Source organism: Rudaea cellulosilytica DSM 22992, assembly GCF_000378125.1.
Lineage (GTDB): Bacteria > Pseudomonadota > Gammaproteobacteria > Xanthomonadales > Rhodanobacteraceae > Rudaea > Rudaea cellulosilytica.
Window position 1 is genome coordinate 1004761 of record NZ_KB899242.1, and the last position, 21128, is coordinate 1025888.

20 protein-coding genes are annotated in these 21128 nt (G+C 63.5%); 8 read left to right on the top strand and 12 right to left on the bottom strand.

What is annotated here, in order from left to right; genetic code table 11:
• Positions 1–58: 58 nt before the first annotated feature.
• From F455_RS0114155 to tldD, 6 genes are all read right to left on the bottom strand, one after another.
• Entirely contained in the window at positions 59–811 is a 753-nt protein-coding gene (locus F455_RS0114155) for a class I SAM-dependent methyltransferase (RefSeq protein WP_018973965.1), read from the bottom strand.
• Positions 808–1359: a pseudouridine synthase gene (locus F455_RS0114160; RefSeq protein ID WP_018973966.1), complete on the bottom strand. Its 552-nt coding sequence runs from the start codon at positions 1357–1359 to the stop codon at positions 808–810. The genes F455_RS0114155 and F455_RS0114160 overlap by 4 nt, the downstream gene beginning before the upstream one ends.
• A gap of 62 nt (positions 1360–1421) precedes the next feature.
• Entirely contained in the window at positions 1422–2270 is an 849-nt protein-coding gene (locus tag F455_RS0114165; RefSeq protein ID WP_018973967.1) for a class I SAM-dependent methyltransferase, read from the bottom strand.
• A gap of 31 nt (positions 2271–2301) precedes the next feature.
• The gene (gene aceK, locus F455_RS0114170; RefSeq protein ID WP_018973968.1) at positions 2302–4092 is read right to left on the bottom strand and encodes a bifunctional isocitrate dehydrogenase kinase/phosphatase; all 1791 of its coding nucleotides are present in this window, start codon (positions 4090–4092) and stop codon (positions 2302–2304) included.
• 21 nt (positions 4093–4113) lie between these two features.
• A complete protein-coding gene (locus F455_RS0114175; protein WP_033410177.1) occupies positions 4114–5349 on the bottom strand; it encodes a hypothetical protein in 1236 nt (411 codons plus the stop codon).
• Between the two features lie 11 nt (positions 5350–5360).
• The gene (tldD, locus tag F455_RS0114180) at positions 5361–6800 is read right to left on the bottom strand and encodes a metalloprotease TldD (RefSeq protein WP_018973970.1); all 1440 of its coding nucleotides are present in this window, start codon (positions 6798–6800) and stop codon (positions 5361–5363) included.
• A gap of 197 nt (positions 6801–6997) precedes the next feature.
• Between tldD and F455_RS0114185 the strand changes: the two genes are divergently transcribed.
• Both F455_RS0114185 and F455_RS0114190 read left to right on the top strand, forming a co-directional pair.
• Entirely contained in the window at positions 6998–7585 is a 588-nt protein-coding gene (locus tag F455_RS0114185) for a BPSL1445 family SYLF domain-containing lipoprotein (protein WP_026293384.1), read from the top strand.
• Between the two features lie 161 nt (positions 7586–7746).
• The gene (locus F455_RS0114190; protein WP_018973972.1) at positions 7747–9783 is read left to right on the top strand and encodes an NADPH-dependent 2,4-dienoyl-CoA reductase; all 2037 of its coding nucleotides are present in this window, start codon (positions 7747–7749) and stop codon (positions 9781–9783) included.
• Positions 9784–9879: 96 nt separating this feature from the next.
• Here the strand turns inward: F455_RS0114190 and F455_RS0114195 are convergent, their stop codons facing one another.
• Together F455_RS0114195 and F455_RS0114200 are read right to left on the bottom strand one after the other, a co-directional pair.
• Positions 9880–11004, bottom strand: a complete 1125-nt coding sequence (locus tag F455_RS0114195) for a TIGR03118 family protein (RefSeq protein WP_018973973.1) — start codon at positions 11002–11004, stop codon at positions 9880–9882.
• A 121-nt stretch (positions 11005–11125) separates the two neighbouring features.
• On the bottom strand, positions 11126–12499 hold the full coding sequence (locus F455_RS0114200; RefSeq protein WP_018973974.1) for an MBL fold metallo-hydrolase RNA specificity domain-containing protein: 1374 nt from the start codon (positions 12497–12499) through the stop codon (positions 11126–11128).
• Between the two features lie 219 nt (positions 12500–12718).
• On the opposite strand from F455_RS0114200, the gene F455_RS0114205 reads away from it, so the two are divergent.
• The gene (locus F455_RS0114205; RefSeq protein WP_211212326.1) at positions 12719–13357 is read left to right on the top strand and encodes a M15 family metallopeptidase; all 639 of its coding nucleotides are present in this window, start codon (positions 12719–12721) and stop codon (positions 13355–13357) included.
• Between the two features lie 335 nt (positions 13358–13692).
• Here the strand turns inward: F455_RS0114205 and prpC are convergent, their stop codons facing one another.
• From prpC to prpB, 3 genes are read right to left on the bottom strand one after another with little or no spacing between them, the layout of a single operon-like run.
• A complete protein-coding gene (gene prpC / locus F455_RS0114210; RefSeq protein WP_018973976.1) occupies positions 13693–14850 on the bottom strand; it encodes a bifunctional 2-methylcitrate synthase/citrate synthase in 1158 nt (385 codons plus the stop codon).
• 58 nt (positions 14851–14908) lie between these two features.
• Positions 14909–15475, bottom strand: coding sequence for a hypothetical protein (locus F455_RS21005; protein ID WP_018973977.1), 567 nt, complete (start codon positions 15473–15475; stop codon positions 14909–14911).
• The gene (gene prpB, locus F455_RS0114220) at positions 15472–16365 is read right to left on the bottom strand and encodes a methylisocitrate lyase (protein WP_018973978.1); all 894 of its coding nucleotides are present in this window, start codon (positions 16363–16365) and stop codon (positions 15472–15474) included. Before prpB ends, F455_RS21005 begins: the two co-directional genes overlap by 4 nt.
• A 192-nt stretch (positions 16366–16557) precedes the next feature.
• On the opposite strand from prpB, the gene F455_RS0114225 reads away from it, so the two are divergent.
• A complete protein-coding gene (locus tag F455_RS0114225) occupies positions 16558–17364 on the top strand; it encodes a hypothetical protein (protein WP_018973979.1) in 807 nt (268 codons plus the stop codon).
• A 65-nt stretch (positions 17365–17429) separates the two neighbouring features.
• Here F455_RS0114225 and prpE read toward each other — a convergent pair whose 3' ends face one another.
• Entirely contained in the window at positions 17430–19331 is a 1902-nt protein-coding gene (gene prpE, locus F455_RS0114230) for a propionate--CoA ligase (RefSeq protein WP_018973980.1), read from the bottom strand.
• A 174-nt stretch (positions 19332–19505) separates the two neighbouring features.
• On the opposite strand from prpE, the gene F455_RS0114235 reads away from it, so the two are divergent.
• The 4 genes from F455_RS0114235 (at position 19506) to F455_RS0114250 (ending at position 21111) form a co-directional block, all read left to right on the top strand.
• The gene (locus tag F455_RS0114235) at positions 19506–19730 is read left to right on the top strand and encodes a hypothetical protein (RefSeq protein WP_018973981.1); all 225 of its coding nucleotides are present in this window, start codon (positions 19506–19508) and stop codon (positions 19728–19730) included.
• A 114-nt stretch (positions 19731–19844) separates the two neighbouring features.
• Positions 19845–20177: an ArsR/SmtB family transcription factor gene (locus tag F455_RS0114240; RefSeq protein ID WP_018973982.1), complete on the top strand. Its 333-nt coding sequence runs from the start codon at positions 19845–19847 to the stop codon at positions 20175–20177.
• A complete protein-coding gene (locus F455_RS0114245) occupies positions 20174–20632 on the top strand; it encodes an SRPBCC family protein (protein WP_018973983.1) in 459 nt (152 codons plus the stop codon). The genes F455_RS0114240 and F455_RS0114245 overlap by 4 nt, the downstream gene beginning before the upstream one ends.
• A 23-nt stretch (positions 20633–20655) precedes the next feature.
• Complete coding sequence (locus F455_RS0114250) at positions 20656–21111, top strand: SRPBCC family protein (RefSeq protein ID WP_018973984.1); 456 nt, start codon at positions 20656–20658, stop codon at positions 21109–21111.
• Positions 21112–21128: the final 17 nt, after the last annotated feature.

The following is a 21128-nucleotide window of genomic DNA, read 5'->3' on the forward strand; positions in this document are numbered from 1 at the left end:
TGCGAATCATAGCAAGCAATGCGCATGCCGGCACGGCAGTGCGATGCTGCAGTGTTGCTCAGACGCGCCCGGCAAGCAGATGGAACTGCCAGCACACCTCGCGTACGCGCGGCGGATCGCCCCAGGCCACTCGCAGGTCGGGCTCGACGATGCCGACCGGGTCTTCGCCATTGGCCTTGATGTAGCGCTGCGTCGCCGACCATGAGCGCAGATAGGCGAGCAGTTGATCGACGTTCCAGCGCATGATCATCGGAAATTCGGGCGCGTCGATCGCTGCGAAAGGAAACGGAATCGTGCGGTAGCCCGCGTCGACATAGGCGCGCTCTTGCGGCCAATGCGGGCCGGTGAGCGCATCGCCGTAGAGATGCTCGATCACACCGTCGATCGCCGCTTCGCCGGTGCCGCAGGCGGCGTAGGCCCACGCTGCGAAAACGCCGCCCGGCTTGAGCACGCGCCTCACCTCGGCGTAAAACGCAGCGAAATCGAACCAATGCAGAGCCTGCGCGACGGTGACGAGGCTCGCGCTCGCGTCGGCGAGCGAAGAGCGTTCCGCCGGCTCGACCCGGTAGTCGATATTCGCACGCGGCTCCGCGTCGGCAATCTGGTTCGCGCTTGGATCGGTGGCGACGACGCGATCGAAGTGCCGTGCGAGCGCGACGCTGGCCTGGCCGTTGCCGCAACCGCAATCCCAGGCGAGCGCACGGTCCGGAGCCTGCGCGGCGAGCCAGTCGAACAGCGCGTCCGGATAGGTCGGCCGCGCTTCGCGATACAAATCGGCATGGCCGGAAAAGTGATCCTTGAATTGGCTCATGGCGGATCTTCCTCGTTTCTCGTTTCGCCGGGTTTCAGTGCGCCCAGATCAATCCCGCCGATGCGTACCCGGACCAGCCGCAGAGTCGGCAAGCCGACCGCCGCGGTCATGCGTCGCACCTGGCGATTGCGGCCTTCGCGGATCGTCAGTTCGATGAACGCGTCTGCCACCGACTTGCGAAAGCGCACGGGCGGATCGCGCGGCCACAGCCATTCGGGTGCATGTGCCAACAGCGTCGCGCGGGCGGGCAAGGTCGGGCCGTCGTTCAAAAGTACACTTTTTCGCAATTGCGCGAGTTGTTCCGCACTCGGTGCGCCTTCGACCTGGACGAGATAGGTCTTCTCGACCTTGAACTTCGGATCGGTCAGGCGTTGTGCCAACTTGCCGTCGTCGGTCAGCAACAACAGTCCCTCGCTGTCGTAGTCGAGACGGCCGGCGGGATAGACGCCCGGCTGGGCGATGAACTCGGCCAGTGTCCGCCGCGGCGGCGAGCTTTTGTCGGTGAACTGGCAGAGAACGTTGAACGGCTTGTTGAACGCGAGCAGCATGCACGGATTGTCCCTTCCCCGGGCCGGCAGGGGAAGGGACGGTCGCAAGTTCCTCGATGAACCTACTTCTTCGGCTTGACGAACTTCAGCGTCATCCGGTCCGACTCGCCGATCGCGGCGTATTTTTCACGATCGACGTCCTTGAGCGCATACGTCGGCGGCAGCGTCCACACACCCTTCGGATAGTCCTTCGTGTCCTTCGGATTGGCGTTGATCTCGCTCTGCGCCTCGAGCTTGAAGCCGGCGTCGGTGGCGAGCTTGACCACGGCATCGACCGGAAGATAACCCGATTCCTTGTCCTGCTCGAGCGTCGTGCCCGGCTTGGCGCGATGGTCGACGACGCCGAGCGTGCCGCCCGGCTTGAGCACGGCGAACATCGCCTTGAATATCGGTTCGGCGACGCTGTCGTCAGTCATGTTGTGCACGTTGCGAAACGTCAGCACGACATCCGCGCTCCCCGGAGGACCGAGCACCGCCGTCTTCGGCACGAACTCGACGACCTGGGCCGCGGAATACCGCGCCGGGTCCGCCGCCAGCTTGGCCTTGATCCCGGTCTTGTTGAGCGCTTCCTCACCGCCCGGCTTATCCGGCTTGATGATGGCGGCGACGTAGTGGCCGTGCTCCTTGAGGTACGGCGCCAGAATTTCGGTATACCAGCCGCCTCCGGGATACAGCTCGATCACGCTCTGGTTCGGCGCAACGCCGAAGAACGCGAGCGTTTCCTTCGGGTGGCGGTATTTGTCGCGCGCCTTGTTCTTGTCCGAGCGCCAGTCGCCGGCCAGAACCGTGTCGATCGATGTTGCCTGCGCGAGTGCGCCCGGCGTGACTGGCGCCTTGGGCTGATCGGCGAAGGCGGAATTCGCGGCCAATGCGGCCGCGAGTGCCAGGGTCAATGTTGCGATATTGCGCATGAAACTGCTCCCTCTTGTGGTGATAACCGGCCTAGAGACCGGCATTCGGTGAAAAAGATTCCACGCCGACGCGCACCTGCAGCGGATACGGCGGCAGATCGGCGACGAGGCCGCGGGCGAGGCGCTCCTGCAGCTCGCGCCACCAGCGCACGCTGAAGATGTCGCCGTGCGCTTCGAGCAGGGCCGCGCGCTGCGCCGCGTCCATGCCGAGAAAGCGCGGGAACTGTTCGGGAAACACGTCGAACGGGCCGACGTAGAACGATTCGCCGCGATCGTCGTCCTCGGGCAATTCGCGAAAGCGGCATTCGCTGACCAGGCAAAGCTCATCGTAGTCGTAGAAGATCGCGCGACCCGTGCCGGTGACGCCGAAGTTCTTGAACAGCAGGTCGCCCGGGAAGATGTTGCTCGAAGCGAGATCGCGGATCGCCTGGCCGTAGTCGACCACGGCACGGATCCCGGCGTCGGGCTCGGCCTCGCGCACGTAGAGGTTGAGCGGGCGGACGCGGCGCTCGACATAGCAATGCGCGACGACGAGATCATCGCCGTCGATCTTCACCGTTTCGCTGCAACTCGCCAGCAACTCGTCGAGCAGCGCGGGTGCGAACTGGTTGCGCGGAAAGCGCAGGAAGTGGAATTCCTGTGCATCGACGAGGCGCCCACAGCGGTCGTGGCGGAACACGAGCGTGTATTTCTGCATGACTTCGGCACGCACGCTCTCCTTCGGAAACGCGAACTTGTCGCGGATCAGCTTGAACACGAGCGGATACGAAGGCAGCGTGAACACGGCCATGACCATGCCGCGCTCGCCATCGGCATGCACGAACTGCTCGTCGCGATGTGCGGCGAGATGGCGGAAGAAATGTCGGTAGCGCTCGGTCTTGCCTTGCTTGGCGCGGCCGAGCGCGGTGTACAGCTCGTCGATCGGCTTGAACGGCAGCAGCGTGCGCAGGAACACGACCGCGTCGCCCACGGTCGGCAGATCGGCCTGGAAATAGCTGCGCGTGTAGCCGAACACCTGGGCCACATGCGCGCGCTCGGTCAGCACCGCATCGACGCGCAGACCCGCGTCCTCGTTGACCAGCGCGATCACGAGCGGCGCAATGCGCTCGGCACCGAAGATGCGGCCGACGAGATAAGCGCGGCGCTCGCGGTAGAACACCGTATCGAGCAACTCGATCGCGCGGATCGGATTGGCGTTCGCTGCGTCCGTGCCACCCCATTCTTCCAGACGCTGGGCCAACGTCTCGGCGATGCGCAGCGCACACAAGCTCTGGTGCGCGTACGCCACGTCGAACGAATAATCCTCGAGCATGCGCTGGCAGACGCGCGGCAGTTGCCCCCACACCGCGTAGCTGTGGCGTTCGACCGGGTGGGTGATGCGGTCGGTCGGTTCGATGTCGAGCGCGACGAACTCGATCTGCGCATCGACGCCCGAGGTGCCGAAGAAGCGCCGTGTGAGCGTGTTGTAGAAGGTCTTGTTGAGTTCCTGATCGAGCAGCGGGGCAATCAACTCGGCGAAGCTGCCGCGGATGTCGACCCACAGCGCGCGCTCGCGCACGCGCTCGCGCAACAGACGCTCCAGGCGCGACGTGGTTGCGCGCACGCAGATGTCGTAGAGGTCCATGCGCTCGACGTTGTCCATCTGCGCCGAGATGAAGTCGCGCGCCTCGAAACGCTGCTTGGCGCGGCGCGTGACCGCGCGGAAGCGGTCGTTGTAGTCGGCGAAGCCGTTACGGATGTCGACAGCCGCCGCCGCGGCCAATGCCGCGCGTTCTTCGGCCGGCGCGCTCGATTCGACGGTGGCGGCGTCTTCGGAACTCATCGCGCCCTACCATACCGGAAATCAGCGTTCTTTTTTCGCCTTGCCCGGTGCAGGCATGAACGGGTTGCGATCGAGCGCGGCCAGTGCCGCCCATGCCGTCGCGCCGAGGTGCGGACGGCGGTAGTAGTGAAAATCAGCCGAGGTGCTGTCAGCACCGATGGCGAGGCCGGTCGTGATGCGCGGCTCGCGCGTGGCGTAGAGGAACCCGCCCGTCGAAGCCTGCTGTGCGATTGTCGCAACCAGCATCGAAGCGTCGTTCTTGCGACCGGACCTATGATAGACCAGCGCCGCCTGCGCCGTGCCTTCGGTCCACAATCCGTCGCGGTCGTCGTTGAAATCGAAGCCACCGGCCACGCCATGCTTGCGCTCGACCCAGGCCAGCGCTCGCTGCCATCGCTTGTCCGCATTCGGCAGCAATTGCGCCCACAGTTGCACGTCGAGTCCGGACACGCCGCGATTCGGAGTGTGGCCATCGGTCAGCGTGCCGATCCAGAAATGCGCAGTCGTTTCATCCCACTGCGCGTCGACGAAGCCGCGTGCCTGTTGCTCGTATCGTTTCCACTCGCCTTTCGCATCGGTGCGATCGAGCCAGGCGAACAGCGCGACGAGATCGATGTTGTGCTCGGTCGATTTCCACGAAATTTTTCTCGGTGCCGCATCGAAGCCTTCGGTGCCGCCGCTGAAACCTCCGGCACCACGCATGTCCGAGGTGTTCGCGATGATCCAGTTCGCCAGCTTCACCGCGGCATCGCGCCAGCGGACTTCGCCGGTAGCGTCATGCATGGCGAGCAGGGCGAGCGCGGCCCAGGCGACATTGCCGGTCGCGGTGCCGTCCTGATACGCGTCTTCGAACCAGCGGCTTGCTTTCCGGTCCCACCAGCCGTTCGGCAGCGGCCTGCCATTTTCGAGCACACCGGCGCGATACGTGTTGCGCAAGCGCACATCGCTCACCGCAGCGAGGCGCAACGCTTCGCCGATGCGCGCCGCCTGCGCGGGCTTGTCGCAGCCGAGCAGCGCGATCACCGCCAGCGCGTTGTCGTAGGTGAACGCCGCCGTGCGCAGCGCTGGCTCGTCCGACTCGCCGGTGCCGCGCTCGTGGTCGTAGCTGCGCAGGAAGACCGCTGCATTTCCCGAAGTGGCATCGACGCGCGACGCAAGCGCATTGCAACTCGTCGTCGCAACGTTTTTCGCATCACCCGCCGCGTGGACTACGCTCGCGGAAAACAGCAGCGCTAAACCGAAAATGCCGAAACGCATGTCGGCGCGCCTCACGCCGCCGTGCCACCCACCGTCATCGCATCGATACGCAACGTCGGCTGGCCGACGCCGACCGGCACGCTCTGCCCTTCCTTGCCGCAGACGCCGACACCTTCGTCGAGCTTCAAGTCGTTGCCGATCATCGATACGCGCGTGAGCACTTCGGGGCCCGAGCCGATCAGCGTCGCGCCCTTGACCGGCCGCGTCACCTTGCCGTTCTCGATCAGGTAAGCCTCGCTCGCCGAGAACGTGAACTTGCCATTGGTGATGTCGACCTGGCCGCCACCGAAGTTTACGGCGTACAGTCCGCGCTCGACCGAAGCGATGATCTCGCCCGGATCGTGCTGACCTGCAAGCATGTAGGTGTTGCGCATACGCGGCATCGGCAGATGCGCGAACGATTCGCGCCGGCCATTGCCGGTCGAGCGCTGGCCCATCAGCTGCGCGTTGAACTTGTCCTGCATGTAGCCCTTGAGGATGCCGTCTTCGACCAGTACCGTGCGCTCGGTCGGCGTGCCTTCGTCGTCGACGCTGAGCGAACCGCGCCGATTCGCGAGCGTGCCGTCGTCGACGACGGTGACGCCCTTCGCCGCGATGCGATCGCCATAGCGGCCCGCGAATGCGCTCGTGCCCTTGCGGATGAAATCACCCTCGAAGCCGTGACCGATCGCCTCGTGCAGCAGCACACCGGGCCAACCAGGGCCGAGCACCACAGTCATGCTGCCCGCAGGCGCCGGCACCGATTCGAGATTGACCAGCGCCTGCCGCACCGCTTCGCGCGCGAACGCGTGCGCGCGCCCGTTCGCGAGCAGTTCGCGATAACCGTAGCGGCCGCCGCCGCCCGAGCTGGCCGATTCGCGCCGGCCATTCTGCTCGGCGATCACGTTGACGTTCATGCGCACGAGCGGGCGCACGTCGGCAGCGAGCGTGCCGTCCATCGCCGCCACGAGCACCGTATCGAGCGTCGCCGACAGGCTCACGATCACCTGCGTCACGCGCGGATCGAGCGCGCGCGTGAACTTGTCCACTTCGCGCAGCAGCGCGATCTTCTCCTCGTTGGCGATGCTCTCGACCGGATCGATCGCCGGGTACAGCGACTGCGCGTTGCGCGCGGTGAGCGCATGCGCAGCGCGATCGTTGCCCGACTGCGCGATCGCGCGCGCACTCTTCGCTGCAGTCAGCAGCTCGGGCAGCACGATCTCGTCCGAATAGGCGAAGCCGGTCTTCTCGCCGCTCATCGCGCGTACGCCGACGCCCTGCTCGATCGAATGATTGCCCTCCTTGACGATGCCGTCTTCGAGCATCCACGACTCGCTGCGCGAATGCTGGAAATACAAATCGGCCGCGTCGATCGACGGCCCGGCAAGCTGGCCGAAGACGCGGTCGAGGTCGGTGGAGGCGAGGCCGCCGGGGGCGAGCAGGCGCTGTTCGGCGAGAGCAAGTACAGACATGAATTTTCCTTTAACGAGCCGCCGCTGGATTCACGGCGGAAATCTCATAGCAGATCAAAGATCAACGATTTATTTACATGGGATCGACGAGGCGAGCTTGCAAGCTCGGTGTCCGTTCAGGTCATTGTGATATAAAAAAACCGGCGAATCATGTGTCGATGCCGATTCACTTCACCATCACTCGAAGGAGAAGGATCATGCAGATACGCAAACTCGTAGTTATGCTCGGCGCGGCGATCGCCGTCTCCAGCTTCGGACTGACCGGCTGCACGACCACGCCGGACAAGCCCAACTCCGCCGCGACCAACGCTTCCAAACGCACCGCGCTCGATGCCGAGGTAGACGCCACGCTGTCGCGTACGCACTCGGTCGTGCCCGGCTCGCGCGAGCTGATGGCCAAGGCCGCCGGCGTGCTCGTATTTCCGAAGGTGATCCAGGCAGGCCTGGTCGTCGGCGGTGAGCACGGCAACGGCGCGCTGCATATCGGCGGCAAGACCACCGGCTACTACAACACCACTTCGCTCTCGGTCGGCCTGCAGGCCGGTGCGCAATCGAAGTCCGTCGTATTCCTGTTCATGACCAAGGATGCGTTGGACAACTTCCGCAGATCGTCTGGCTGGTCGGCCGGTGCCGATGCGTCGGTCGCGGTGGTCAAGGTCGGCGCAAATGGCTCGGTCGACACGACGACTGCCACCGCACCGGTCGAGGTTATCGTCCTGACCAATGCCGGCTTGATGGGCGACCTGTCCGTCGACGGTACCAAGATCTCGAAGATCGACCTGTAACCAGCGCGACTCGTTGCAAGCAAGCCCCGCCAAGCGGGGCTTGCTTGTTGTGTGGAGGGTTCTAGGCGACGCGGTCGCGCCACCGAGTACGATGCGCAACGCTTGTACCGCAACGCGATTCAAGGCATCGTAGCGGGATTCAAACGACCGTTCGATTCTCGATGTCTGCCACTGTCGCACCGAATCCGCACTACCCGCATCTCTTCACCCCTCTGGATCTCGGCTTCACCACGCTGCCGAACCGCGTGCTCATGGGTTCGATGCATACCGGACTCGAGGACCATGCGCGCGACTTCGACAAGCTCGCCGCGTACTTCGCCGAACGCGCACGCGGCGGCGTCGGCCTGATGGTGACCGGCGGCATTGCGCCGAACATCGCGGGTTGGCTCACGCCATTCGGCGGGCGCTTGTCGCTGCCGTGGCACGTCGCGCGCCATCGCAAGGTCACCGCAGCAGTCCACGACGAAGGCGCAAAGATCTGTCTGCAGATCCTGCACGCCGGTCGCTACGGCTACCAGCCACTCTCGGTGGCGCCGTCGAGAATCAAGTCGCCGATCACGCCGTTCACGCCTCGCGCGCTCTCCCACCGTGGCGTCGAACGAACGATCGACGCCTTCGTCGCCTGCGCCAAGCTGGCCCAGGACGCCGGCTACGACGGCGTCGAGATCATGGGATCGGAAGGCTACCTGATCAACCAGTTCCTCGCGGCGCGCACGAACACGCGCACGGATGACTGGGGCGGCAGTGCCGACAAGCGCCAGCGTTTCGCTGTCGAGATCGTGCAGCGCACGCGCGCTGCGGTCGGGCGCGATTTTATCATCGTCTATCGCTTGTCGATGCTCGACCTCGTCGACGACGCGCAGAGTTGGGGCGAGATCGTGCAGCTCGCGAAGAAGATCGAGGCCGCCGGCGCGACGATCATCAATACCGGCATCGGCTGGCACGAAGCGCGCGTGCCGACGATCGTCACCAGCGTGCCGCGCGCGTCGTTCGCCTGGGTGACGAAAAAACTGAAACCCGAAGTCTCGATTCCGCTGATCGCGACCAACCGCATCAACATGCCCGAGGTCGCGGAAAAAATCCTCGCCGACGGCGGCGCCGACATGGTATCGATGGCGCGGCCGCTGCTCGCCGATCCGGAGTGGGTCAACAAAGCGCGCGCCGGGCGCAGCTCGCGCATCAACACCTGCATCGCCTGCAACCAAGCCTGCCTCGATCATATCTTCGCGGAAAAGCGCGCTTCGTGCCTGCTCAATCCGCGCGCCTGCGCCGAGACCGAACTCGTCATCGCCAAGACTGTGGCGCCGAAGAAGATCGCCGTGGTCGGCGCGGGACCGGCCGGCCTCGCCTGCGCATCGACGCTGGCCGAGCGCGGCCATGCAGTGACGCTGATCGATGCCGCGGCCGAGATCGGCGGCCAGTTTAACCTCGCCAAGCGCATCCCCGGCAAGGAAGAATTCTCCGAGACGCTGCGCTACTTCGGCCATCGCCTCGAGGACACGGGTGTCGAACTGCGCCTCGACACGCAGGCGACCGTCGAATCACTGGCCGGCTTCGACGTCGTCATCCTCGCCACCGGCATCGTGCCTCGCGCACTGGATATCCCCGGCGCCGACCATCCGATGGTGCTGAGTTACGGCGACGTGCTGCGGCAACGCAAGTCGGCGGGCAAGCGCGTCGCCATCGTCGGCGCGGGCGGCATCGGCTTCGATGTCGCCGAATTCCTCACCCAGGACGCACCGTCGCCGACGACGGACGTCACGCGCTGGTCGCACGAGTGGGGCGTGGACATGGCGTACACGCATCGCGGCGGCCTGGCGAAGCCCCAACCCGAGCCTGCCGGGCGCGAAGTCTGGCTGTTGCAGCGCACGCCGGGCACCCCAGGCAGGCGCCTCAACAAGACCACGGGCTGGGTGCATCGCGCCGCGCTCAAGATGAAGAACGTCAAGATGCTCGGCGGCGTCGGCTACGAACGTATCGACGACGCCGGCCTGCACGTCAGCATCGACGGCGTGACGCAATGTATACAAGTGGACAATGTTGTCGTCTGCGCGGGACAGGAGCCACGTCGCGATCTTCAAGTCGGCCTCGCCGCGGCCGGCATCGCCGTGCACCTCATCGGCGGCGCCGATGTCGCCGCCGAACTCGACGCCAAGCGTGCGATCGCGCAGGGAACCCGGCTGGCCGCCGAACTCTGAGAACCTGTCCCAAAGCTACTACGCTTTGAGGACAGGTTCTGAATCCGGCGGGCCGGCGGCAGCCGCTGCGCGTCGCTCCATCGGGGCGTCTGCTCTTCAATCGTCGCTCGAGTCGTCGCCGCTGCTAGTCGCCACAGCATCGATGCGTCCGTACGCGCCGTGCGCCTCATCACCCGGTCCCGCGGCGAAAAACAGCGTGTCGACAGGCTGGCTCGCGGAACCGCTGCCGAACGCGATCCCCCACAACCCGTCGATCTCAATCGGCCGGTTCTGAATGTCGCGCAGAGTACCCAGCGGCTGGCCGGACGCGATATCGTAGGCGTTGATACGTCCGTCGCCGAAATTGCCGACGAGCAGCTTGCCTCCTACGCGGCCGAAGCCGGCCGGTGCAACGGCCAAGCCCCAAGGCGCATTGAGCAAACCGCGCGTGGCAATACGGTGCAGCAATTTACCGTTCGGATCGTACACGTCGACGTAACCGAGGCCGGGCCCGTGCACGTCGTCGTGCATTTCAGCATCCTGCTTGGCGTAGGTGACATAGACATCGCCGTTGATCGCCTGGATGCCGAACGGCGCAAAGCCCGACGGCACATGCGGATCGACGAACGCGCCTGCGGGCAGGCTGACTGGGGCGAACTTGCTGTCGAAGACGTCGATCTTTGCGTTGTGAAAATCCGTCGCGTAGAGCAACTGGCCACTGCCACCCGCACTCAGTGCCAGCCCCTTGTAGGCCGCGCCGCTCGCCGAGTTGTCGACCGCACGCAGCGCGTGCGTCACGTCCACATTCGGTGCCCAACCTGCAATCAGGCCATCTTCCGTGGCGAAGAGGAAGCGGCTCGGCCCGGTCGTGGTGCCGTTGCCGACCGTGAATCCGCTCGATGCGTTGAAGACAATGCCGGTCGGATTGCCGCCGCTCACGTCGGTCGGGCTCGGAATCATGACGACGAGCGACTGCGGAGTACCCGTCCCGTCATAGAGGGTCGACAGTCCTGTGCCATTGTCCGCGACCCAGACGACGCCGAACGGATTGAACGCGATGCCCCAGGCGTTGACGAGGTTGGGATCGGTGTGATCCGCTGCGATCGAACCGTCCGAGACAAGGGTGTGCTGCTGATATACGCCGAGGTCCTTCGCCAGCGCCGGCGACGAAATTCCGGCAAGGGCGACCCCGGCAGTGAAGAACGCGATGATGAAGCGGTCGAGGGGCTTTGAACTGCGCATAGCAATCTCCGGTTGGCTGCCCCCTGATTGCGATCCCGCAGCGCTGCCGCAGGACCGTGATCAGTTCATTCCTTGTCGAGCACCACCGGTTCAATCGCCGGCAGGCCGGCTTCCGGAAAAATCACATTTCCCGCACTGCACCAGGCCGCGCCAGCTCCGCCGACATGCCGAACCGTTCGCGTATTTCGCCTGCCAGCGCTTCGCGCGCGATGTCTTCGCCGTGAACGAGCACGACCGGAGGATGTTGTGGAATGCCGCCGTACCAATCGAGCAAGCCATTCTGGTCGGTATGCGCGGAAAGACCACCGACGGTGTGGCATTGCGCATTGACGCGATAGTCCTCGCCGTACATGCGCACCCACTGCGCACCGTTGACGAGGCGCCGCCCGAGCGTGCCTTCGGCCTGGTAGCCGACGAACACGACGTGCGCCTCGCGCCGGCCGATGTTGTGGCGCAGGTGATGGACGATACGGCCGCCGTTGGCCATGCCGCTGCCGGCTATGATGATCGCGCCGTTGCGAATCTGGTTGATCGCCATCGATTCCTGTAGCGACTCGGTCGCATGCAGATTCGGCAGGCGGAACGGATTGGGCGTCCCCTTCCACACTTTGCGCGCGTCTTCGTCGAACAATTCGTGGTGGCGATCGTAGATTTGGACCACCTTCGCCGCCATCGGGCTGTCGATGAAGATGCGCCAGCGCGACAGGTTCCATTCGTTCCAGTATCGCGCGAACCAATACAGAATCTCCTGGGTGCGACCGACCGCGAATGCAGGAATGAGTACGTTGCCGCCGTCGCGCCACGCCGTGTCGAGGATGCCGCCGAGTTCGCGCACCGTGTCCGCGCGGTCCTTGTGATTGCGGTTGCCGTAGGTCGACTCCATCAGCACCAGATCGGCAACGGGCGGGGTTTCGGGATCGTTCAATATCGGCGTCCCCTTGGGCCCGAGGTCGCCCGAGAAGACAAGCGTGCGTCCGTCGGCGAACAGCTCCACGATCGCCGAACCGAGAATATGGCCGGCATCGCGCAAATTCACCTCGATGCCCGGGAACAACGACGTGCGCTGGTGATACGGCAGCGGCCGCGTCTGCTGCAGCATTTTTTGTACGTCTTCGCGCGTGTACAGCGGCGCCACTGCGTCTTCGCCGCGCGCGCGCCTGCGATTGCTGCGTTCCGCGTCGCTTTCCTGCAGCGAGGCGGAATCGAACAGCATGACCGGCAGCAATTCGACCGTGGCTTGCTGCGCATAGATCGGGCCGCGATAGCCACGCGCCGAGAGCAGCGGCAGTCTGCCCGTGTGATCGATATGGGCATGACTGACAACAACCGCGTCAATGCTGCTCACATCGAACGGAAACGGGTCGACATTGCGCGCCTCTTCCATCGCGCCACCCTGGATCATGCCGCAATCGAGCAGGATGCGTTTGCCCGCCGCTTCGACGAGATGCATGGAACCGGTTACCGTACCTGCCGCGCCGAAGAAATTCACTTTCATGCAGTTTTCCCCATTACATGTCCGATCCAATCTACGCGAGTCTGCCGACGCTCGCAAAGTTCGCGCATGTACACTTGCCTGCACTCGAACGACAGGATCGATCCGATGCCTCGCCCGATACCCATAATATTGATCGCACTTATGTTGGCGGCATGTCAGTCTGCTAGCCCGTCGCATGCGGTTACGGCGGATGCGCCGGCATTTTTCCACATCAATCCCGTGCGGCCCGTGGCCGAACTGCTACCTGACGCGTTGGCCGCAACACCGCCGGCCGAAACAGGCGAATTGCGCAAAACTGATCTCGTCGAATTGGTTACGCTCGATCCGGTGATCAAGCTCGACATCCGCTATGCCACGACACGCAACTTCCTCGGCACACCGCTGTACAGCCAGGCGCGCGCGTTCTTGCAGCGGCCGGCGGCGGAAGCCCTCACCCGGGTCGATCATGCGCTGGCGAAAGAAGGCTACGGCCTGCTTGTGCACGATGCGTATCGCCCCTGGTACGTGACGAAAATTTTTTGGGACGCGACACCGCCCGGCAAACATCAATTCGTCGCCAACCCTGCGACCGGTTCGCGCCACAATCGCGGCTGCGCGGTCGACCTGACGTTGTACGACTTGAAGACCGGCAAAGCCATCGAAATGCCGAGCCTGTACGACGAGATGAGCGAGCGCGCCTACCCGAGCTACACAGGTGGCACCGACGCCGCCCGCGCGCGGCGCGATCTACTGCGCCGCCACATGGAGGCCGAAGGCTTTACCGTCTACGAGTACGAGTGGTGGCATTTCGATTATCGCGACTGGAAATCGTATCCGATCGGCAACGTGCGCTTCGAAGATATCGCTCGCGCTCGATAGGGTCGCGCGAGCCTCAGCAACCCGGCCCGTTGGCGACACCTGCGAGCTTGTGAAGATTCCAGCTCATATTGCCGGGGGCGAAGGCAGAACCGCTCAATGTTGCCGCAGCCAGCTTGCAGTCGAAGAACGTCACTTTCAGCGAGCCGGAACACCCGCGCCGGCAATGATGAGCGGCGCGCCCACGACGATATCCGCATGGACGCTTTGTCTGCCCGCGACGAGCGGCGCGGCAAGAAGGTGCAGAAACTTGCGCTGCGAACATCGACTCTGAAGGATGCCACCCTGCCTCTGCCTGGACGAATATCCGGGTGGGAGCATCGCAAGTCGGGCCGGGTTTACGTCCGTTTGCTCAGCGGCACGAACTTGAGATCTTCCGGACCGACATAGTTCGCACTCGGACGGATGATCTTGCCGTCGATACGCTGCTCGATCACGTGCGCGCTCCAGCCCGAAGTGCGCGAGATCACGAACAGTGGCGTGAACATCGCCGTCGGCACGCCCATCATGTGGTAGCTCACCGCGCTGAACCAGTCCAAGTTCGGGAACATCTTCTTGATTTCCCACATCGTCGATTCGAGGCGCTCGGCGATGTCGAACATCTTGGTGTTCTCGGCTTCCTTCGACAGGTCGCGCGCAACTTCCTTGATCACCTTGTTGCGCGGATCGCTGACCGTGTACACCGGATGGCCGAAGCCGATCACGACTTCTTTGTTCTCCACGCGCTTGCGGATATCGGCCTCGGCTTCGTCCGGGGTGTCGTAGCGCTTCTGGATCTCGAACGCGACCTCGTTCGCACCGCCGTGCTTGGGCCCGCGCAGCGCGCCGATTGCGCCGGCGATGCACGAGTGGAAATCGCTGCCGGTGCCAGCAATCACGCGCGCAGCAAAAGTCGAGGCATTGAATTCGTGCTCGGCGTAGAGGATCAGCGAGGTATGCATCGCGCGCACCCACGAATCGCTAGGCACCTTGCCATGCAGCAGGTGCAGGAAATGGCCGCCGATCGAGTCGTCATCGGTCTCGACGTCGATGCGCTTGCCGTTGTGGCTGAAGTGGTACCAATACAGCAGCATCGAGCCCAAAGAGGCCATCAGCTTGTCGGCGATGTCGCGCGCGCCGGGGTGGTTGTGGTCGTCCTTCTCGGGCGAGACGCAGCCGAGTGTGGAGACGGCCGTGCGCATCACGTCCATCGGATGCGCCGACGGCGGCAGTTGCTCGAGCGTGGCCTTCACTGCCGCCGGGATTCCACGCAGCGCCTTGAGCCTTGTCTTGTATGCGGCGAGTTCCGCTACCGTGGGCAGCTTGCCGTGCACGAGCAGATGCGCGATTTCCTCGAACTCGCAGGCCGTGGCCACATCGAGGATGTCGTAGCCGCGATAGTGCAGGTCGTTGCCGCTGCGGCCGACCGTGCACAACGCGGTGTTGCCCGCGAGCGTGCCGCTCAGAGCGACGGATTTCTTAGGCTTGAAGGGGGTAACTGGGGCGTTGTCGCTCACGTCTGTCTCCTTGTTGCAAGTGCTGCCTACGTGCAGTGGCGTGGATGCCGCTGCCGCATCAATCTTTGAATTGCTGATCTGCCGGCCAGGCCGGGCAGGTATCGACCTGCGTGGTGTTCTGATCGCGCACCTTGCGATCGCGAATCCAGCATTCGCCAAGAGTGGAGCAATAGCAGATGCTGATCTTCAGGCGCTTTTGTGCGGCCAGCCGGAAGCGCTCGTAGCTCGCATCATCGAGCATCTGCATCGCCTCAACCTTCTCGCCGGCCGACAATACGTTGCCGCTGATCGTCGATTTGCCGAGATTGTCGCTGTCGAGGCCGAGTGCCTTCACCACGTCGCTCCAGCTTCGCTGCGGCTTGTCGTCGACCAGCACCTGCATGGCGCGCACCTGTGCCGGGCCGACGCCCTTGTTCATGACGATGATCGAGCGTTCGGGATCGGCGTAGCCGATCAGCAGGTACGGCCACACCTGTGCACTCACCTGCTGACGCTGGATAAGCGCGGTATAGCCGGACACGAGCAAGGCCATGAAACCGATCAGCGCGGCGACGACCGCGGCGACGCCGCTCCAATCGCGCGCCTCACGCCGTTCGCCCACGGTCTGGGGAGAAATTTCGTTCATCCGTTCTTCGACGAAGCGGCAAACAGGGTATCGAGCTTGTTCTCGTAGTTGTGGTAGCCGATGCGCTCGTACAGTTCCTCGCGCGTCTGCATCGTCTCGAGCACGTTCTTCTGGTGGCCGTCGCGGCGGATCGCGTTGTAGACGTTTTCCGCCGCCTTGTTCATCGCGCGAAACGCGCTGAGCGGATACAGGACGATGCCGACACCGGTCGTGCGCAACTCGTCGACCGTAAACAGCGGCGTCTTGCCGAATTCAGTGATGTTGGCGAGCACGGGCACCTTTACCGCGTCGACGAATTTCCTATAGGTCGGCAGATCGTAGGCCGCTTCGGCGAAGATGCCGTCGGCTCCCGCCTCGACACAGGCGAGTGCGCGCTCGATCGCGGCGTCGACGCCTTCCATCTGGATCGCATCGGTGCGCGCGATGAGGAAGAAATCCGTATCCGTCTTCGCATCGGCAGCAGCCTTGACCCGGTCGGCCATCTCCTGGCGGCTGACGATCTCCTTGCCGGGGCGATGGCCGCAGCGCTTTGCGCCGACCTGGTCCTCGATATGGCAGGCGGCCGCGCCGAACTTGATCAGCGACTTCACCGTGCGCTCGATGTTGAACGCCGACGGGCCGAAGCCCGTGTCGATGTCGACCAGGAGCGGCAGGTCGCAGACATCGGTGATACGACGCACGTCGGTGAGCACGTCGTCGAGCGTATTGATCCCCAGGTCGGGCAGGCCCAACGAGCCGGCCGCGACGCCGCCCCCGGACAGGTAGATCGCGCGATAGCCCGCGCGCTTGGCCAGCAGCGCATGGTTGGCGTTGATCGCGCCGATGACCTGCAGTGGCGATTCGGCGGCGAGCGCGGCGCGGAAGCGCGCTCCTGCGGAAGCGATGCTCATGGGGACCTCCTGGCTAAGTTACATATTTTAGCACCAAGCCCCTCATACACTGGCTGCGTCCAGCCGACCCGCGCGGCCGGCATTCCAGCCGCGCAATCCGGCTCGGCAGGGATGAATTGCATCCGGACAGAAGACAAAATACCGTCGCGGGGGAAAATCGCAGACAATTGAATCTCGAATGGAGCAGCCGACATGAAGAAGCATTCCCTCGCCGATTTCCGTTCTTTTGCATGGATGTTCGTTGCCCTGATCGCACTGATTGGTCGCGAGGTGCACGCCGACTCGATCGGAGTAGGCACTTACACTGGTATCTACACGGGCGGCGACTACGGCACGGTTACGATCGTCGTCGACGCACAGGGTAATGTCAGCTGCGATTTTTTCAGCTCGCCCGGTTTCACCCACCACCAAGGGACCGGTACGGTGAACACCAACTCGTCGTGGTATCTCGTCAACTGCGTGACACCCGGTACCGACGCGTATTATTGGTCCGCAAGCAGCAATCCAAGCAGCGTCGCGGGTAGCGCCATCATTGGCTTTTGGGGCGGAGGCGCAGGTAACACTCAGATCAACGGCGATTTCACCGCCTACTATTCATCTATCGGCACCGACTACGCCGGCTCGATCGCCACGGGTTCCTTCGCCGGACTCTGGTACGACCATACGTTCACCGGAACCGGCTTCAACATCCTGCCCTCCTCCGCCGTCGGCCTTATCGTCACCTATTATGGCGTCAACGCAAGTGGCGGCCCGCTGTGGCTAATTTCCGATTTCGGCCCAAAGACGATCGCGTTAGGCAGCCCGATCACGCTGAACATGAGCTATTCGAACTCGGGCACGTTCCAGGCCCCGCTGCGCGTTCCCGTCACTTGGGGTCAGCTCACGATCACGTTCACCAGTTGTACCACCGCGACGGCAACACTGACCGGAACCGATGGCCACGTATCCGAGAATCTCACCATGCTGACCGGCGTGATCGGCATGCCGGGCTGTACCTGATCGATGCTCCACGGCGCAGGACATGGGCAGCCGAATCCAGGTTCCGTCAGCGCTTCGGCGGAGTCTCAGTTACTCACATCCGGTCCGCGCCTGAGCGCATTGCGCACCTCCTCGAGCGAATTCGGATCGTCGAGCGTGGAGAGATCGCCGGGATCGCGATCCTCGGCGAGCGCCTGCAGTGAGCGGCGCAGCAACTTGCCCGAGCGCGTCTTTGGCAACGCGTTGACGATGTAGACGCGCGCCGGCTTGGCCACGCCGCCGAGCATGTCGACGACGCGCTGCTGCATGCCAGCGGCCGCTTCGTGCTTGTTCGCCGCATCGGCGGCAGCCGACTTCAGCGTCGCGAACACGATCGGCACCTGCCCCTTCAGTTCGTCCTTGACACCGATCACCGCAGCTTCGGCGACGCTCGCATAGCTTGATATCGACTCCTCGATCTCGCGCGTGCCGAGGCGGTGGCCGGCGACGTTGATCACGTCGTCGGTACGGCCGAGGATGTAGGTGTAGCCGTCCTCGTCACGGATCGCCCAGTCGAGCGAGGAGTACAGCAGCTCCTTGAAATGGGAAAAGTAGCTTTGTATAAACCGCGCATCGTTATGCCAGATCGTGGTCATGCAGCCCGGCGGCAACGGCGGTACGGCGACAAGCACGCCCTTCTCGTTCGGCGCGCAGTCGAGGCCAGTGGTCTCGTTGATCACGCGATAGCGATAGCCGAAATTCGGCAGGCCCGGGGAGCCGAACTTGATCGGCTTGAGGTCGAGCCCGGGATGCAGGCACAGCGCGGGCCAGCCCGTTTCGGTCTGCCAGTAGTTGTCGATGACCGGCTTGCCGAGCCCTTCGGAGATCCACTTCGCGGTCGGCTCGTCGAGCGGTTCGCCGGCGAGGAAAAGATACTTCAGCGAGGACAGATCGTACTTCCTCAGGAACGCCGCATCGTGCTTCTTCAACACGCGGATTGCGGTCGGCGAGGAGAACATTGTACGCACGCGGTACTTCTCGCAGAGCTGCCACCAGATGCCCGCATCGGGGCTGATCGGCAACCCTTCGTAAAGCAGCGAGGTCGCGCCTGCCAGCAACGGGCCGTAGATGTTGTAGCTGTGGCCGACTGCCCAGCCGACATCGGAAGTGGAGAACATCGTCTGCCCGGGACCGACGTCGAAGATCGCGCGCATCGACAACGCGAGCGCGACGAGGTGGCCGCCGACGTCGCGCTGAACCCCCTTGGGCTTGCCGGTCGTGCCCGAGGTATACAGGATGTAGCTCGGCTCGTTCGCCTCGCACCATGTCACCGGCACTTCAGCGCCTTCATGCTGCCTGCGCAGCTCGGCGTAGTCGAGATCGCGATCGGCGACGCGTTGCATCTCCTTGTCGATGCCGCGCGACACGATCAAAACGTGCGGCGGCGGACTTTTCGCCTGCGCGAGCGCTGCGTCGACAAGCGGTTTGTACGCAATCGCCTTGCCACCGCGCATGCCCGCATCGGCCATGATCAACAGCTTCGGCTCGGCGTCGTCGATGCGCACGGCGAGATTGTGCGAGGCGAAGCCGCCGAACACGACCGAGTGGATCGCGCCGAGTCGCGCGCAGGCGAGCACCGCGAACACCGCCTCGGCGATGTTCGGCATGTAGATCACGACGCGCTCGCCCTTGTTCACGCCGAGCGAGGCAAGGACCGCGGCAAACGTGTTCACTTCGCGATAAAGTTCGCGATAGGTGATCTCACGCGTGACGCCGGTCTCGGTCGATACCGCGACCAGCGCAAGCTGATCGCCCCGCGCCTGCAGGTGCCGATCGACCGCGTTGTAACACGCGTTGGTTTCGCCGTCGACGAACCATTTGCGAAAAGGCGGATTCGTGTACTCGAGGATCTTCCGCGGCGGCTTGTGCCAATGAATCAGCTTGGCCTGCTCGGCCCAGAATTCCTCGGGCTGTTCGATCGAACGACGGTATTCGGATTCGTAGCTCATGCCTGTGTCTCCCCTCCATTGCGCGCAATGTAGCGGGCTTGGTTCGATCCAGCCATGCGACTTTAGCTGAATGCCCGCGGCAGCTGAATGTTTGCTGCATGCGTCGGCGCGAATCGTAAACGCGCATCGCGGTGATTCGTTCTTGTGAGTGAAGCCACTCCTTCGGATACCACCATGAAAACGTTTCGTCGCTTTGGCCTCATCGCAATTGCTTTGATCGGCACCGCTGCCACAGGCGGCTGCGTCTACTATCCGACGCGGCCCTACTATGGCGCCGAGTTCTATCCCGACGGCTACACGCCTTACTACACCAACTATTACGCCCGTCCTTATGTAGGCGCCGTTTGGGTTGGCGGCTACTACCGCTACAACCATTGGGTGCGCCCACACTGGCGTTGAACGCAGCGTCTGGTTCGAATCCGGCCGGACAAACCGGGTTGTTCGCACGCCTTCTGCGAAAAAGCATTTGCATCCGTGCTTGACATATTCAACCATTTAGTTGAATATAAAGGCATGCCCAAACTCGACCTCGCTTTCGCCGCCCTTGCCGACCCCACGCGCCGCCGCATCGTCGCGCGCCTGGCACGCGGACGCACGCGCGTGACCGACCTCGCGCTGCCGTTCGAGATGTCGCTCAATGCCGTGTCCAAGCACATCAAGGTGTTGGAGCGCTCCGGCATCGTGAAGCGCGAACGGCTCGGCCGCGAGCACTACCTGCAACTGCATGGCTCGCCGCTGCGCGAAGTCGTGCAATGGGTGTCGCGCTACGAGCGCTTCTGGAACGAAAAACTGGACTCGCTTGAAGAATTTCTTGCCAACCAACCCGACGAGGAGCAATCGTCATGAACGCCGCAATGAAAAATCCGCTGATGCAAGGCCGCAACATCAAGGTAATGGGCCCGCATTCCGTCCGCCTCACGCGCACCTACGCCGCCAAGCCGGAGAAAGTGTTCAAGGCCTGGACCGATCCGGCCAGCATCGGCGCCTGGCTCGCCAAGGGCGAATACTTCAGTGCCGACGTGCGTGTCGGCGGCCTGTTCTATCTCGAGATGCGTGCTCTGGAAAAAATCAATCCGCACTACGGCCGCTATCTGCGCGTCGACGGACCGCGCGCACTCGAGTTCACCTGGGTCAGCGAATGGACTACGGGCAAGGAATCGGTCGTGCTGATCGAACTCGCCGAGCGCAACGGCAAGACCGAACTGACGCTGACCCACGACGGACTGCCGAACGAGATCCTTGCCGGCGCGCATCAGCAAGGCTGGAACCAGTTTCTCGAAGAACTCGAGCCGCGCCTGTAGCGCATCCGAACGGGAGAAATTTCATGAGCAGACAATCCTTCAACAGCCGTTTCCTGGTCGACCGAAGCCCGGAAGAAGTGTTCGCCGCAATCAACGACGTGCGCGCGTGGTGGTCGGGAGAAATCGAAGGCGACACCGACAAACTCGGCGCCACGTTCCGCTATCGCTACGAGAATCTGCACGACTCGACCCAGACGGTGACCGAACTCGTCCCCGACAGGAAAGTCGTCTGGCGCGTGATCGACGGCCATCTTGCCTTTGTTGACGATCAGAGCGGATGGAAAGGCACGGACATCGTGTTCGAGATCATCCGCAAAGGCGGCAAGACCGAACTGTGCTTCACTCACGTCGGTCTCGAGCCGAACTGCGAGTGCTACGCCGCCTGCTCAGAAGGCTGGGATGCCGTCATCAACGGCAACCTGCGCCAGCGCATCGTCACCGGCGAGGCGCAGCCGAATCCGTTCGACGAAGCCGCTTGAAGCTTCGGCATTCGCTG